The organism is Microbispora sp. H10830, assembly GCF_014161375.1.
Lineage (GTDB): Bacteria > Actinomycetota > Actinomycetes > Streptosporangiales > Streptosporangiaceae > Microbispora > Microbispora catharanthi.
Genome location: NZ_JABBWX010000010.1, coordinates 224185 through 239075, shown reverse-complemented (window position 1 = coordinate 239075; position 14891 = coordinate 224185). Strand labels below are relative to the sequence as shown.

Annotated in this window: 12 protein-coding genes, 1 tRNA gene and 1 pseudogene; 8 read left to right on the top strand and 6 right to left on the bottom strand. The window is 72.6% G+C overall.

The genetic code is table 11. From position 1 onward, the window contains the following. Positions 1-65 precede the first annotated feature (65 nt). The gene (locus HHX35_RS25415; RefSeq protein ID WP_139575930.1) at positions 66-392 is read right to left on the bottom strand and encodes a DUF3618 domain-containing protein; all 327 of its coding nucleotides are present in this window, start codon (positions 390-392) and stop codon (positions 66-68) included. 135 nt (positions 393-527) lie between these two features. Here HHX35_RS25415 and bcp point away from each other — a divergent pair, with 135 nt between their 5' ends. From bcp to HHX35_RS25395, 4 genes and pseudogenes are all read left to right on the top strand, one after another. After that, positions 528-995 (top strand): thioredoxin-dependent thiol peroxidase, encoded by a 468-nt coding sequence (gene bcp / locus HHX35_RS25410; protein WP_182901229.1) that lies wholly within the window; start codon positions 528-530, stop codon positions 993-995. 57 nt (positions 996-1052) lie between these two features. Continuing rightward, positions 1053-1487, top strand: a pseudogene (locus tag HHX35_RS45190) (HNH endonuclease signature motif containing protein); the annotation flags it as partial. Between the two features lie 36 nt (positions 1488-1523). Then, a tRNA-Leu gene (locus HHX35_RS25400) sits at positions 1524-1597 on the top strand. Positions 1598-1914: 317 nt separating this feature from the next. Next, positions 1915-3123, top strand: coding sequence for an esterase-like activity of phytase family protein (locus HHX35_RS25395; protein ID WP_182901228.1), 1209 nt, complete (start codon positions 1915-1917; stop codon positions 3121-3123). Between the two features lie 158 nt (positions 3124-3281). Here the strand turns inward: HHX35_RS25395 and HHX35_RS25390 are convergent, their stop codons facing one another. Continuing rightward, positions 3282-3455, bottom strand: coding sequence for a hypothetical protein (locus HHX35_RS25390; RefSeq protein WP_182901227.1), 174 nt, complete (start codon positions 3453-3455; stop codon positions 3282-3284). Positions 3456-4281: 826 nt separating this feature from the next. Here HHX35_RS25390 and HHX35_RS25385 point away from each other — a divergent pair. The 4 genes from HHX35_RS25385 to HHX35_RS25370 all read left to right on the top strand — a co-directional run bounded on the left by HHX35_RS25385 (position 4282) and on the right by HHX35_RS25370 (position 9627). Next, complete coding sequence (locus tag HHX35_RS25385; protein WP_310739296.1) at positions 4282-5463, top strand: histidine kinase; 1182 nt, start codon at positions 4282-4284, stop codon at positions 5461-5463. Between the two features lie 148 nt (positions 5464-5611). Next, complete coding sequence (locus tag HHX35_RS25380) at positions 5612-6277, top strand: response regulator transcription factor (protein ID WP_310739295.1); 666 nt, start codon at positions 5612-5614, stop codon at positions 6275-6277. A 113-nt stretch (positions 6278-6390) separates the two neighbouring features. Next, complete coding sequence (locus HHX35_RS25375) at positions 6391-7134, top strand: ABC transporter ATP-binding protein (protein ID WP_182901225.1); 744 nt, start codon at positions 6391-6393, stop codon at positions 7132-7134. Positions 7135-7137: 3 nt separating this feature from the next. Then, positions 7138-9627, top strand: coding sequence for an FtsX-like permease family protein (locus HHX35_RS25370; protein ID WP_182901224.1), 2490 nt, complete (start codon positions 7138-7140; stop codon positions 9625-9627). Positions 9628-9737: 110 nt separating this feature from the next. Here the strand turns inward: HHX35_RS25370 and HHX35_RS25365 are convergent, their stop codons facing one another. From HHX35_RS25365 to rph, 4 genes are all read right to left on the bottom strand, one after another. Further along, positions 9738-11654, bottom strand: coding sequence for a toxin glutamine deamidase domain-containing protein (locus tag HHX35_RS25365; RefSeq protein WP_259405373.1), 1917 nt, complete (start codon positions 11652-11654; stop codon positions 9738-9740). A 94-nt stretch (positions 11655-11748) separates the two neighbouring features. Continuing rightward, entirely contained in the window at positions 11749-13503 is a 1755-nt protein-coding gene (locus HHX35_RS25360) for a molybdopterin-dependent oxidoreductase (protein WP_396780768.1), read from the bottom strand. Positions 13504-13550: 47 nt separating this feature from the next. Continuing rightward, positions 13551-14153, bottom strand: coding sequence for an RdgB/HAM1 family non-canonical purine NTP pyrophosphatase (gene rdgB, locus HHX35_RS25355; protein WP_139575924.1), 603 nt, complete (start codon positions 14151-14153; stop codon positions 13551-13553). Between the two features lie 19 nt (positions 14154-14172). Next, on the bottom strand, positions 14173-14889 hold the full coding sequence (gene rph, locus HHX35_RS25350) for a ribonuclease PH (protein WP_182901223.1): 717 nt from the start codon (positions 14887-14889) through the stop codon (positions 14173-14175). Between the last annotated feature and the right edge of the window lie 2 nt (positions 14890-14891).

Genomic DNA, 14891 nt, shown 5'->3' with positions numbered 1-14891 from the left:
CTCGTCACTGCGAGAACGCGAACGCCGCCGTGAACCGCGTCACGGCGGCGTCGTCCGGCGGCGGGTCAGCGGGAGCGGCGGCGCAGCAGCACGATGGCCGCGCCCACGACGACGACCACGCCGATCCCGATCAGCACCGGAGCGATGTTGGGCGCCGCATACTCAGCGGGCTGCTCGCCCTCGCCGTCGGCCGGGGCGTACGTGCGCGGCCCCAGGACCATGTCCTCCACGGACGCGACGAAGTCGCGCGCGTTGGCCTTCGCCTTCTCGACGCCGCGCTCCGCGACCCGCTTCGGGCTCACCCGGTCCGCGATGGCGTCGACCGTGCGAGCGAGCTCCGCCCGCGTGCGCTCGATCTTCCGTTCCAGCGCATCGGGATCGGTGTCCGCCATGCGATCCCCCTCCTGTGGTATTCGTGTGTGATCAGTCTGCCAGGTCCGGCGGTCGCCCCGCACAGCGGCTGAGCCGGTAGTTTGGTTGACGCTTGCCCGCCGATCGCCGCGGGTCACCTTTTTCCGGAGGACGTGATGAGCAAGCTCCAGCCCGGCGACGCCGCGCCGGGCTTCACCCTGACCGACGCCGACGACAACGAGGTCGCGCTGGAGTCGTTCCGCGGCAGGCGGGTCATCCTGTACTTCTACCCGGCGGCGATGACCCCCGGATGCACCAAGCAGGCCTGCGACTTCCGCGACAACCTCGGCGCCCTGACCGAGCAGGGCTTCGTGGTGCTGGGCGTGTCCAAGGACAAGCCCGCCAAGCTGCGGCAGTTCCGCGAGCGTGACGCGCTCACCTTCCCACTGCTGTCCGACACCGGCCTGGACGTGCACAAGGCGTACGGCGCGTACGGCGAGAAGACGAACTACGGCAAGACCGTGATGGGCGTCATCCGCTCCACGTTCGTCATCGACCCCGACGGAAAGGTCGAGAAGGCCCTCTACAACGTGAAGGCCACCGGCCACGTCGCCCGACTCACTAAAGAGCTGGGGATTTCCTGAAATACCCCTTTCGCCACGCTCCCGGAATTGTCGGCGGCGGCCGATAACTTCCGGGGCATGGCGAAGTACAAGTACACCCCCGAGTTGCTCGCCGACGCGGCGGCCGCCGCGAGCAGCATCGCCGACGTGCTGCGCTATCTCGGCATCCCATGGTCGGGTGGCGCCCACGCCCACATCAGCCGCCGCCTCAAGCACTTCGGTATCGACACGTCCCACTTCGGCAGGCCCTCGCCGAACAAGAGCACCCCGGCGCCCCGGCGATACCTGCCTGTGGAGATCCTCGTGCTGCTGCCTCCGGGATCCGGTCGCGAGAAGCCTCGCAAGCTCAGGCGGGCACTGCGGGAAGTAGGAGTCCCATACGTCTGCGCAGACTGTAGGATAGGCGGCGCCTGGCAGGGTCGGCCGCTGACATTGCACATCGACCACATCAATGGCAATTGGCTGGACAACAGAAAAGAGAACCTCCGATTCCTTTGCCCTAACTGCCATTCTCAGACGGAGAATTTCGCAGGCAAAGGAAGAGGAAAAGGGGTCGTAGCCCAATCGGCAGAGGCAACGGTTTTAGGTACCGTCCAGCGCGAGTTCGAATCTCGTCGACCCCACTGCGATTCAGATAGAAATGGCGAGCCGCGAACTTGTTCAAGCACTCGGAAGTCGCCGAATTCCGAGCGGCCGGCGCTCGCGAAGCTGAACCTGATGCTCGGGGCCGACGATCTGTCTTTCCTGGAGCGGTTCGTGTCCGGCGGAGGAGCGCGCTCACGGACCGCGGCGATCCGGACGGCGATCGCCCTGCTCCGCGCTCAGAGCGAGCGGGGGTGACCGTCATGGGAAATCCCGCTCGCCCGAAACGGCTCAGTTGTTCGTCCGCGGCCGCCTGGCGTTGAGGCTTTTGTCACTCTACGTCCCTACTGTGCCCGGCATGAGACGCTTTTCGATCACCTTGAGCGCCGCGGCCCTGGCCGTGGGGTTGACCTCATCCGCGCTGTCGTCCCCCGTGCTGGCCGCCCCTCGGCCCGCCGGCTTCGGCCAGGCGACGCTCACGGGTTTCGCCGTCCTGCCTGCTCAGACCTTCGTGCCCGGCAGCGAGCCCTCGGGTTCGGCCATCGGGGCCGGGCCGTTCAACGGCATCGCCGCGCCCTTCCCTGGGCAGCCCGTCCAGGGCTTCAGCGGTGTCGTGAAAAGAGGTGACGGCACCTACGACGTGCTGTCCGACAACGGCTATGGAAACAAGGCCAACAGCGCCGACTTCCAGCTGCGCGTCCACCGCGTCAAGCCCGATCTCAGGACCGGGAAGCTGGAGGTGCTCGGCGGGTTCGACCTGAGCGATCCGGACAGGCGCGTGCCGTTCGCCTTGACCCGGGCGGACCGGGTGCTCACCGGCGCCGACTTCGACGTGGAGTCGATCGTGCGGGCGTCCGACGGCACCTACTGGATCGGCGACGAGTTCGGCCCGTTCCTGCTGCACTTCTCGTCCTCCGGGCGACTCCTCCAGGCCCCGATCCCGCTGCCCGGTGTGATGGCGCCGGAGAATCCGAACCTGAACGGCGGCCAGCCCAACACCCGCAGCAGCAAGGGGTTCGAGGGCATGGCCCGCTCGGTCGACGGCCGCCGCCTCCACCCCCTGCTGGAGGGGACGGTGGACGGCGACACGCCCGGCGACCTGCGCATGTACGACTTCGACCTGCGCACGGGCAGGTACGGCGCGACCTGGTGGACCTACCGGCTGGAGTCGCCCTCGAACGCCATCGGAGACGCGATCGCGGTCGACGACCAGCGGTTCCTGGTCATCGAGCGGGACAACGAGCAGGGTGACGCCGCCGCCTTCAAGCGCATCTACCTGGCCGACGCGGCCGACCGGGACCACGACGGCCGCATGGACAAGACCCTCGTCGCCGACCTGCTGAACCTCGCCAACCCGAAGGGCATCGGCGGTTTCGGCCGGACGTTCCGCTTCCCGTTCCAGACGATCGAGGACGTGGCCCTGCTCGACGACCGCACTCTCGCGGTGCTGAACGACAACAACTTCCCGTTCTCGTCCGGCCGTGCGGCGGGCAAGGCCGACGACGACGAGTTCATCACCGTACGGCTCTCGCGTCACCTGCACGCCGACCGGCGTGCGCTCCAGTGATCGGCCGGGCGACAAACCCGGGGGGTCGCTCATCCGGTGACCGCACGGATCCCGTGAACGCGGTGATCCCGTAGGCGTCGTGAATACGCACGGAAATCCCGTAGGCGCGCGCCGGCCCCTCCGCCGGCGCGCACCTACCGGAACTCCGGAAGGAAGTCTCAGCCGGGCGCCTGGCAGCGCACTCCGGCGTCGGTCTGCCTGCACCAGGGAGGCAGACCGTCCTGGGACTGCGGCGCGTCCTGACCGTAGCCGCGAGGGAACTGCCGGTCTCCTCCACCGTCCCAGCTCGTCCCCACGTCCGCCCGGTCCCAGGCCATGCTGGTGACGGCCACGATGCCACCGCCGAGGAGTGCTCCGACGATCGCGGACGCGACGCCGACGGCGACGAGTTGCCCGGCGTGTCCACGGGGAAGCCGGGCCGCCAGGCGCGCGGGGGCACCGGGCCGCGGGGCGGACGCGAACCGTGGCCGCGGGTCCTGCCAGCCCGGGGCGTTCCATCCCGCGCCGCCGGGGCCGAAGGCATACCCGCCGCCGGTCGGGGGCGCGCTCGCGGGTCCCGATCCGGGCCGGCCCGGGCCCGCGGGGCCTGCCCAGGTCGAATACGGCCCTGCCGCGCCATGCCTGTTCCCGGGGCCGGACCATGGCGAACCCGGCCCAACGCCCCCGGGCGTGCTCCCCGGGCCGGGCCAGGCCGAACCCGGCCCAACGCCCCCGGGCGTGTTCGCCGGGCTGGTCCAAGATGATGGGGGATTGCTCCGAGGTGGCGGTGGCCCGGTCGGCCCGTTCGGCCCAGCCGGCGAAGTGGACCCGGCGGGCCCAGGTGCGATCAACCCCGCTCCGGCCGGCCCGGTCGGCGCGCCCGGCGCAGCGGGCTCTGCTGATCCGCTGGTCGCGGTCGGCTCACTCGGCCCGGCCGGCCCGGTTTCCGGCTCCGGGCGCGGGCCGCGCGGCTCGTCCCCTGCGCCGCGCGACGCCGCGTCCTGATCCGCCATCCAAATCTCCCTTTACCCGCTTCACAGAAGCGTTCCCGAGGACAAGGATGCGTCGCGATCCGTAAGAACGGCGTAAGCGCGGCGGGCGGCTGCGACCTGAGTCGTACCGCCGTATCCGCCGCAAGGGTGAGACCTTTCTGAGCAGCCGATACATATGGTTGGGTACGTGTTCGGCAGACTGCGCGCCTGGACCCGGCGCCACAGCAAGCTCGTGGACGCGCTCACGGTCTCCCCGCTGGCGCTGTTGAGTCTGGTCACCGTCGAGGTCTTCAGCCGGACCGGCTCGCTCGGGGCGCGGCAGGTCGGCGTGCCCGGGCTGCTGCTGCTGTCGGCCGCGCTCATCGTTCCGCTGACATGGCGCCGCGACCACCCCCGTGAGGTGTTCGCGGCGGTCGCCGCCGTCAGCTTCGTCCAGTGGCTGCTCGACGTCGTCGTCCTGCCCGCCAACATCGCGGTGCTCGTCGCCGTGTACGGCGTCGCCTCGCGCTGCACGCTCCGGTGGGCGCTGGCCGCCGGGGCGGTCGCCGAACTCGGGCTGCTGCTGGCGATGCTGCGCTGGTCTCCCGACGCCGGCCAGGCATGGCCGTCGTCTTCGGCCTTCATCGTCGCCGTCTGGATCGCCGGGATCTACGCCAACACCCGCCGCCGCTATGTGGAGGGCCTGGTCGAACGCGCCGAGCGGGCCGAGCGGGAACGCGACCAGCAGGCGCGCATCGCCGCCGCGGCCGAGCGCGCCCGCATCGCCCGCGAGCTGCACGACGTGGTCGCGCACAACGTCAGCGTGATGGTCGTCCAGGCCGACGGCGCGGGATACGCCATCGACGGCGACCCGGAGCAGGCGCGGCGCGCGATGCAGGCGATCTCGGCGACCGGGCGGCAGGCGCTGGCCGAGATGCGCAGGCTGGTGGGCGTGCTGCGGCAGGACGCGGGCAGCCCGGCGGAGGAGTACGCTCCGCAGCCCGGCGTCGCCCAGCTCGGCGACCTGATCAGGCAGGTCAGGGACTCGGGGCTGCCGACCGAGTTCACCGTGTCCGGCACCGCGCGAACCCTGCCGGAGGGCGAGCAGCTCGCCGTCTACCGGATCGTGCAGGAGGCGTTGACGAACACGCTCAAGCACGGCGGTCCGGGCACGCGGGCCTGGGTGGAGATGACGTACGGCAGGGGCGAGATCGAGCTGAGGATCAGCGACGACGGCAGGGGCGCCGCGGCGCCGCGTCTGGTCGGCGGGCACGGGCTGATCGGCATGCGGGAGAGGGCGGCGATGTACGGCGGAAGCGTCCAGGCGGCCCCCCGGCCGGGCGGCGGGTTCCGGGTGGTCGTCCGGATTCCCGTCGGGGTGGCCGCGTGACCCGGCGTGACCGGCCGTCCCCCGACTGCGGTGTCCGGCCGCCCCCCGGCCGCGGTGACCGGCCGTCCCCGGACCACAGTGACCCGGTCGTCCCCCGGCCGCGTACGGTTACGGGGATCGCGGCGATGACGAGCGGAGCGGAGCGGCAGTGATACGCGTCATGCTGGTGGACGACCAGGAACTGGTGCGGACCGGGTTCCGGATGGTCCTCGGGGCGCAGCCGGACATCGAGGTCGTGGGCGAGGCGGCGGACGGGCTGGCGGCCGTCGAGGCGCTGCGCACGGTCGAGGCGGACGTGGTCCTCATGGACGTCCGCATGCCGCGGATGGACGGGGTGGAGGCGGCCCGCGTGATCTGCGCGGCGCCGGACGGTCCCAAGGTGCTGATCCTGACGACGTTCGACCTCGACGAGTACGCGTTCGCCGCGATCAAGGCGGGCGCGGCGGGGTTCCTGCTGAAGGACGTGCCGCCGGCCGAGCTGATCAGTGCGATCCGGTCGGTCCACTCCGGGGACGCGGTGGTCGCGCCGAGCACGACCCGCCGCCTGCTCGACCGTTTCGCCGTGCTCCTGCCGGACGGGGACGTGCGGCGGCAGGACGCGGGCGTGCTGACGGCGCGGGAGCGGGAGGTGATGGTCAACGTGGCTCGCGGCCTGTCGAACTCCGAGATCGCGGCGCGGCTGCATCTCGCGGAGGCGACCGTGAAGACCCACCTCGGCCGCATCCTGGCCAAGCTGGGGCTTCGCGACCGGGCCCAGGTGGTCGTCTACGCGTACGAGACGGGTGCGGTCTCCCCCGATCATCCGCGGGGCTGAGACCGGACTACCTCACAAGTCGCACACGTCCCGGCGGGGCGGTCCCGGGGCCGCACGCCGAGAACGTCCGCGAGGCCGAGGAAACGCCCTGATCACGGCCATAGCGTGGCGTCATGACCACAACAACCCAGGTTCGCACCGCCGTCGTCGCGCGGGGAGTGACGAAGGTGTACGGCGAGGGCGACGCGGCCGTGCACGCGCTGCGCGGCATCGATGTCGGCTTCGCCGCGGAGGAGTTCACCGCGATCATGGGGCCGTCCGGCTCCGGCAAGTCCACACTGATGCATTGTCTGGCCGGATTGGACACCGTGACGGACGGGCAGGTGATCATCGGCGACGTCGAGATCACCGGTCTGAACGACAAGCAGCTCACGCTCCTGCGGCGCGAGCGCGTCGGTTTCATCTTCCAGGCGTTCAACCTGCTGCCGACGCTGACGGCCGAGCAGAACATCCGGCTCCCGTTGGAGATCGCGGGCCGCCAGGCCGACCAGGCGTTGTTCGACCGCGTGATCGAGACGGTCGGCCTGCGGGACCGGCTCAGGCACAAGCCGAGCGAGCTGTCGGGCGGGCAGCAGCAGCGCGTCGCCGTGGCGCGGGCGCTCATCAGCAAGCCCCAGGTGATCTTCGCCGACGAGCCGACCGGCAACCTCGACTCGCGCAGCGGCGCCGAGGTGCTGGCGTTCCTGCGCAGGTCCGTACGCGAGCTCGGGCAGACGATCGTGATGGTGACGCACGATCCCGTGGCGGCGTCGTACGCCGACCGGGTGGTCTTCCTGCGCGACGGGCTGCTGGTGAGCGAGGTCGAACGGCCGACGCCGCAGACCGTGCTCGACACGCTGATGGCGCTGGAGGCCTGAGCCGTGTTCAGGACCACCCTCACCGGGCTCCTGGCGCACCGCCTGCGCCTGGTGCTCACCTCCCTGGCGATCGTGCTCGGGGTCGGCTTCATCGCGGGCACGTTTGTGCTCACCGACACCATCGACGCCGGGTTCACCCAGTCGTTCGCCGCGGACGCCGACAAGGTGGACGTGGTGGTGACGCCCAAGGACGACGCCGGGCCCGACGGGAACCTGCCCGAGAGCGCGCTCGCCGCGGTCAGGGCGGTGCAGGGTGTCAAGGACGCCCAGCCGATGGTGTCCGGGGACGCGCCGCTGATCGGCAAGGACGGCAAGGTCGTGGGGGACTCCCCCACCGCCGGGGTGTCCATCCCGGCGAACCGCATCAAGATCACCTCTGGGAGGGCCCCCTCCGCCGCCGGCGAGGCGGTGCTCGACAAGAACACCGCCAAGACGCAGGGTTTCGCGCCCGGAGCCACCGTCACGGTGCTCGACCAGGCCGGCAAGCGACAGGAGTTCCACCTCGTCGGGATCTTCGACGTGGGCCTCGACCAGAACCTCGCCTACCGGGGCGCGGTCGCCTTCACTCCCGACACGGCGCGGCGCGTCACCGGCGCCAAGGGCTTCACCGAGATCGACGTCGTCTCCTCGGGACCCTCGCCGGAGAGCCTGCGTACGGCCGTCGCGGCGGCCGTGGGCGACGCGAAGGCCGTGACCGGGCGGGAACGCGCCGACGAGGTCGCCAAGCGCAACCACATGGACACGTCCTTCATCCGGCTGGGCCTGCTGCTGTTCGGCGCGGTCGCGCTGCTCGTCGCCGCGCTCGTCATCTACAACACCTTCAACATCCTGGTCGCGCAGCGGATGCGCGAGATGGCGCTGCTGCGCTGCATCGGCGCCACCAAGCGGCAGGTCTTCGGCTCGATCGTGCTGGAGTCGGCCGTGGTCGGCCTGCTGTCGTCGGTGCTCGGCCTGCTGACGGGCCTCGGCCTCGGGGCCGCCGCGGTCGCCGTGCTGCGGGCCGTCGGAACGGACATCCCCACGGGCACCGTGAGCCTGTCCCCGCAGACGATCGCCGTCGGCATGTGCACCGGCGTCGTCGTGACGATGGCCGCCGCGCTGCTCCCGGCACGGCAGGCCACCCGCGTGCCGCCCGTCGCGGCGCTGCGCACGCAGGTGGAGGAGCACGCGTTCCGCACCGGGGTCGTACGGGTGGTCGTCGCCGCCCTGTTCGTGCTGGCCGGGGCCGGCCTCACCGCGGCGGGGATGCTGCAGAAGCCGGGCCAGGCGGCGCTGCTGGCGGTCATGGCGGGCGGCGTGCTCGTGTTCTTCGCGGTGCTCATCCTCGGTCCGGTGATCGTACGGCCGCTGAGCGGGCTGGCCGGCTGGGTGCCTGCGCGGCTGTTCGGCGTGCCGGGGCGGCTCGCCGTGGACAACTCGCGGCGCAATCCCAAGCGGGCGGCGACCACGACGGTGGCCCTGACCGTCGGCGTGACGCTGATGACGTTCATGGCGGTCCTGACCTCCACGGTGCGGACCACCGTGAGCGGCCAGCTCGACCAGCAGTTCCCCGCCGACTACATCCTGTCCTCGCAGACGGGCACGATCCCCCGCTCGGTCGCCGACACGCTGCGCGCGAACCGCGATCTGGCCGCGGTGACCGAGTTCCGCGGGAAGAAGGCCAAGGTGAACGGCCGCGAGTTCGCGGTGGGCACGGTCACCCAGTCGGCCATCGGCACCGCCATCAAGCCGGAGGCGTCGTCCGGCACCATGGACGGCTTCGGCGCGGGCGAGGTCGCGGTGGCCGACTACGTGGCCCGGGACCTCGGCGTCAAGGTGGGCGACACCGTGACCGTCGCGTCAGGCGGCCGGAGGACCCCCCTCAAGGTCGTGGCGGTGCTGAAGGCCGACGTGTCCCTGCTGCCGGCGTTCACCATGACCGAGCAGGCGTTCGAGCGGCAGTTCGGCACGGTGGGCGACGCGCAGATCCTGGTGGACGCCGCCGACGGCGTGGCCCCCGAGCGGGCGCGCAAGGTCGTGGACGACGCCACGGCGGCCTACCCGGCGGTCAAGGTCGGCAGCACCACCGAGATCCGCGGCCAGTTCGACGAGGCCATCGACTCGATCCTCATGATCATCACCGGGCTGCTGGCCCTCGCGATCGTGATCTCACTGCTCGGCATCGCGAACACGCTGTCGCTGTCGGTGCACGAGCGCACCCGCGAGTCCGCGCTGCTGCGCGCCCTGGGCCTGACCCGGCCGCAACTGCGGGGCATGCTCTCGGTCGAGGCGCTGATCCTCGGCCTGGTGGGCGCGATCGTCGGCGTCCTGCTCGGCATCGCGTACGGCTGGGCGGCGACGGCGACGCTCACGGAGAACGTCTCCTTCCAGCTCCCGATCGGGCAGATCCTGATCTTCATCGCCGCCTCGGGCCTGGCCGGAGTGCTCGCCGCGGTGCTGCCCGCCCGCCGTGCGGCCCGGGCCTCGGTCGTCGGGGCGCTGGCCGCCTCCTGACCGCCGCTCGCCCCGTCCCGGCCGGGTCGGTACGGGGCCGCCCGGGCCACCCGCGCGAGCGGGTGCCCCGGGCGGCGCGAGCGGCGCGGGCGGCGCTCACACACGGGCCGTCACAGGCGGCGGCCCTGGCGGTCGATCACCACGGCGAAGACCCCCGTGACGTCCTCGTACGGCGGTTCCACGGCCATGTGACCCCGCTGGGCGTCGATCCACAGGACCTCGCCCCGGCAGTTGACGGCGTTCCACGCGTGGCTGCCTCCCCCGGCCCAGCGGGTGATGAGGACGGCGGCGGCACCGTGACCGCCGAAGATCAGCCGCTGCGCGATCGCCACGTACGCCCGGCGGCCGTGGCCCACGTATTCGAAGCGGTGCCCGAGCCACTCCTCGGCGCGGGCGACGCCTCCGGTCTCCCCGGTCAGCAGCGGGCGTCCCGACCCGTCGTACTCCGGCTGCCTGCGTGCCGCCACGACGGGCTCGCCATGCCAGGTGGACATCACCGACAGCGCGCAGTCGACGGCGTTGTTGGACCTGAACGCGTCCTCCGTCGGGCCTTCGGCGTTGATCAGGCGGATCCAGGTGCCGCGCGGGTCCGGGAAGCGCCCGTTCACCGCCTGCACGAGGCTCACCTGGCCGTCCGGATCCGCCTCGGCCAGGCCGCCGGGCCTGCCGTACGGGCGGGTCTCCTCCAGCCGTCGCGGGCGGCCCGAACCGTCCAGCCAGTCGCGCTCGGTCTCGTCGTGCAGCACGGCCGACCAGAAGTCGTCGGCGTCCGCGAAGTCGCCCGTCTCCGGACCGTCGTCCACGGCCCCGCCGGGTGTCTCCTCGTGCCGCTCGTCCCGGCCCGTCCCCGCCGCCCCGAACGCCGCCGCAGGCGCCGTTTCACCGGGCGGTCGCCCCTGTCCGGCCCCGCCGTCGGTTCCGTTCGGGTGTCCGGAACGCCCCGCCTCGGCCGCGGCCCTGTCCGCCTGCGCGGTGATTCTCGGCGCGGGCGCGGTCTCCGCGAGCCACTCGCCCTGTCCGGTCTGGGCACCGGCGTCGTGTCCCGCCCCGGGCAGGGGCCCGGGCAGCGGCTCGGGCAGCGGCTCGGGCAGCGGCTCGCCCGGCCGATCGCCTTCGGCGGACGCCACGGCCGTCGAGGTCTCGTCTGCCGCCGCACCGTCCCGCGTTCCGACGACGGCGATCTCCAGGTGATCCCCGGGCTCGGCCGGATCCTCGATGTCGTCCCCGTGCTCGGCGTCGTCGGCCCCCGCGTCGGCCTCGGTGTCGGCCTCGGTGTCGGCCTCGGTGTCGGCCTCGGTGTCGGCCGCCTCGATCCCGGCGGCCGGGCGCGTTTCCACGTGCGCGAGGTCACCGGAGTCAGGCGAGCCGGACTCCCCCGGACCCGCGTCACACGGGCCCGAGTCAGGCGAGCCGGGCTCCCCCGAGCCGGGCTCTTCCGGCGACGGCGAGCCGTCGGGTGCGGCGTCGGCGGCGGTCCCCGCGGCAGCTTCCCCGGTGGTGTCCGCGGCCGCCGCCTCTTCTGTCACCTCTCCCGCCGCCTCCGGAGCCTCCCCGGCGTCCTCGAAGTCCCCGAACTCCTCAGAGTCCTCGGCGTCTTCCGGGTCCCCGGTGTTCCGAGTGTTCCCGGCGTCGGCGGGCGTCGCGGCGGGGACGGTTTCCCGGGGGTCTGGCGACCCTGCTTCCCTGGGGTCTGGCGACCCTGCCTCCCTGGGGTCTGGCGACCCTGCGCGCCGTCCGGCCGGCACCCCCAGTCCATGGCCCCCGCGTCCCCCGATCTCGCCGTTCCTGGCGGCCGGCACCACCGGCATGGTCACGGTGTCCACGCCCAGCGGCAGCGCCGCGAGCCGCACTTCCAGGCGGCGGTCCTCCAGCGAGGGAGCAGGCGCCTCGGCGGCCTGCTCGTAGTCCCGCCATCGCCGGCCGTCGGCCGACACGACCGGGTTGTACACACCGGACGGCAACCGCCACCTCGCATGCCGGCGCGCCCTGTCCTGGTTCACGCGCTTGGCCCCCCTCCTCGCGCCCATCAGGGTGCCGATGGTAGAGGCGGGCCGTCCGGGGCACGGCGGGTTTTCCCAACTCCAGACCCGGCTCTCCATCGGGAGACCGCGCGGGGGACGGTCAGCGGGCCGTGACGGTGACGGTGTGGTGGCCGGTCGCGCCGTCGGGGGCGGGCGGGACCTCGTCCGCGGTCTGGGTGTAGCCGGTCGCGTCGGTGGCCCGCACGGAGATCGTGTGCCGGCCCGGCGTCAGGTCCAGGTCGAGCGACCACTGCCGCCAGGTGTCGGGGCCGGGCACGTCGGCGAGCCTCGCCTGCCGCCACGCGCCGCCGTCCGCCTGCACCTCGACCGCGTCGACGCCGCGGTGCTGTGCCCAGGCGACGCCCGCCACGGTCGTACGGCCCGCCGTGACCTCGTCCCCGTCTCGGGGCAGGTCGATCCTGGACTGGGTCTTGATCGGGCCCCGGGGGGCCCAGCCACGCGGCGTCCAGTAGGCCTCCTCCCGGTCGAACCGGGTGACCCTGATCTCGGTGACCCACTTCGTCGCCGATACGTACCCGTACAGTCCGGGCACGACCTGACGGACCGGGAAGCCGTGGGCCTCCGGGAGCACCTCGCCGTTCATGGCGACGGCGAGCAGCGCGTCGCGGCCGTCCATGACCACGTCGACCGGTGTGCCGCAGGTCCAGCCGTCCTCGGAGACGCTGAGCAGCATGTCGGCCTCGCTTCGGATCCCGGCCTCGCGCAGCACGTTGGCGAGCCGGGCGCCGAGCCAACGGGCGTTGCCGGCGTATGGCCCGCCGACGTCGTTGGACACGCAGGTCAGCGTGACGTCCGCCTCCGTCAGGGGGCGTTTGAGCAGATCGGCGAAGGTCAGCTCGACCGGCTTGTCCACCAGCCCGTGGATCTTCAACGTCCAGCGGGCCGGGTCCACCGACGGCACGACGAGGGCGGTGTCCACACGGTAGAACTCCGCGTTGGGCGTGACGAACGGCGTGAGGCCGGGAATCCGCAGGTCCGCCCCGGCGGGGATCGGCGCGGCCGGGCGCGCCGCGCGCGGCAGCAACCTGGCCACGCCGCGCCGGGCCAGTTCGGCGTCCTTGGTGCCCGACAGCAGCCATCCGCCGAGACCGGCGGCGCCCACCACCGCGACCCCCGCGGCCGCCCCGGTCAGAAGCCTGCGCCGGTCGAAGGCGTACGGCGCGGAGTCCGATCCCGCGCCCGATCCCGCGCCCGGGCCCGTGCCCGTGCCCGCCCGCATGACGGCTGGCAGGGCGGGGCCGGGCTCCGCCGCACGGCTCTCCTCCCGTGGGCTCGCGGCTCTCGTGCGCTCAGCCGACGACGATCCAGCCGGCGCGGGCGCCGCCAGGACCGTGTCGCCCGTGCCCTGGTCGGCGGCCCGGCTGGCGGCCACGTACTCTTCCTCGCCGCTGCCCATGGCGCGGCGCGTCAGGCGCGACAGGGTCCAGGCGCCGGCCGCGGCGCCCGCGATCGAGGGCAGGACGTGCGCCACCCCGGCGTCCGGACGGGACAGCGCCGCGGCGGCGCCGACGAGGCCGAACAGGGCCAGTCCCACCGTGCCGTACGCCGCCCGGCGGCGGGCGAGCAGGCCGAGACCGGCGGCGACGAGCGCGAGCACGACGACGATGCCGCCGAGCAGGACCGGCTTGTCGTTGGAGCCGAAGGTGCGGATCGCCCATTCCTTGAGGCCGGCGGGCGTGGCGTCGACCACCGCGCCACCCACGGCGACGACCGGCGCGGCGCCGGGGTCGATCAGACCGGCGACGATCTGGGCCGCCCCGAGCGCCACCGCGCCGGCGACGAGGCCGGTCAGCGCGGCCGCCCAGGCGGGCATGCGGGTGCCTGCTGCGTTCACGTTCCGAACGCTACGCCCGTCCGGCCGCCGGCGGTCTTACGGCGGTATTACGAGACGACCTCGGCGATCACCGGGGCGATCGCCCGGAACGCCTTGCCCCGGTGGCTGATCGCGTTCTTCTCCTCGGCCGACATCTCGGACGTCGTGCGGGTCTCGCCGTCCGGCACGAAGATCGGGTCGTAGCCGAAGCCGCCCGTGCCGCGCCGTTCGCGGATGAGGTGGCCGTGCACGGCCCCCTCCACCACGTGCTCCTCCCCCGTCGGCAGCGCGAGCGCGGCCGTGCAGGCGAAGTGGGCCTGACGGCGGCCGTCCGGCACGTCGGCGATCTGCGCGAGCAGCAGGTCGAGGTTGGCGTCGTCGTCGCCGTGGCGGCCCGACCAGCGGGCGGAGAAGATGCCCGGCATGCCGTTCAGCGCCTCGACGCACAGGCCGGAGTCGTCGGCGATGGCGGGCAGGCCGCTCTGCGAGGCGACCGCGTGCGCCTTGAGCAGCGCGTTCTCCGCGAACGTGAGGCCGGTCTCCGCCACGTCGCCGATGTGGGGGAACGCCTCCAGGCCGACGAGTTCGACCGGCACGCCGGCGTCGGCGAGGATCCGGCGCAGTTCGACGATCTTCCCGGCGTTCCGGGTGGCCAGAACCACCTTGTTCATGCTGTCGTTCTCCCGTGGATCAGGCGAGGGCCTCGGCCTGCAGGCGGGTGAGCTCCGCGCAGCCGGTCGCGGCGAGGTCGAGCAGGCCGTTGAGCGTCGTCCGGTCGAACGGCGTGCCCTCGGCGGTGCCCTGCACCTCGACGTAGTCGCCCCTGCCGGTCATCACCACGTTCATGTCGGTCTCGGCCTTGACGTCCTCGCTGTAGTCGAGGTCGAGCATCGGCTCGGTGCCGACGACGCCGACCGAGACGGCGGCGACCGAGTTCACCAGGGGGTCGCCGGGACACATCCGGCGCTGCCGCATCCACGCGATCGCGTCGGCGAGGGCGACGTACGCGCCGGTGATGGCGGCGGTGCGGGTGCCGCCGTCGGCCTGCAGCACGTCGCAGTCGAGCAGGACGGAGTTCTCCCCCAGGGCCTTGTAGTCGACACAGGCCCGCAGGGACCTGCCGATCAGCCGGGAGATCTCGTGGGTGCGCCCGCCGATCTTGCCGCGGACCGACTCGCGGTCGTTGCGCGTGTTGGTCGACCGGGGCAGCATGGCGTACTCGGCCGTCACCCAGCCGAGACCGCTGCCCTTGCGCCAGCGGGGCACGCCGCTTTCCACCGTCGCGGCGCACAACACCCTGGTGCCCCCGAACTCCACCAGTACGGAACCCTCCGCGTGGGCGAGCCAGTTCCGGGTGATGGTCACGGGGCGAAGCTGGTCGGAACGACGACCGTGTGAACGAGCCATAC

What these genes read in the sequence shown, in the direction of transcription:
- HHX35_RS25415 (WP_139575930.1), bottom strand. Translation starts at nt 392, where the DNA reads ATGGCGGACACCGATCCCGATGCGCTGGAACGGAAGATCGAGCGCACG.
- bcp (WP_182901229.1), top strand. Translation starts at nt 528, where the DNA reads ATGAGCAAGCTCCAGCCCGGCGACGCCGCGCCGGGCTTCACCCTGACC.
- HHX35_RS25395 (WP_182901228.1), top strand. Translation starts at nt 1,915, where the DNA reads ATGAGACGCTTTTCGATCACCTTGAGCGCCGCGGCCCTGGCCGTGGGG.
- HHX35_RS25375 (WP_182901225.1), top strand. Translation starts at nt 6,391, where the DNA reads ATGACCACAACAACCCAGGTTCGCACCGCCGTCGTCGCGCGGGGAGTG.
- HHX35_RS25365 (WP_259405373.1), bottom strand. Translation starts at nt 11,654, where the DNA reads ATGGGCGCGAGGAGGGGGGCCAAGCGCGTGAACCAGGACAGGGCGCGC.
- rdgB (WP_139575924.1), bottom strand. Translation starts at nt 14,153, where the DNA reads ATGAACAAGGTGGTTCTGGCCACCCGGAACGCCGGGAAGATCGTCGAA.
- rph (WP_182901223.1), bottom strand. Translation starts at nt 14,889, where the DNA reads ATGGCTCGTTCACACGGTCGTCGTTCCGACCAGCTTCGCCCCGTGACC.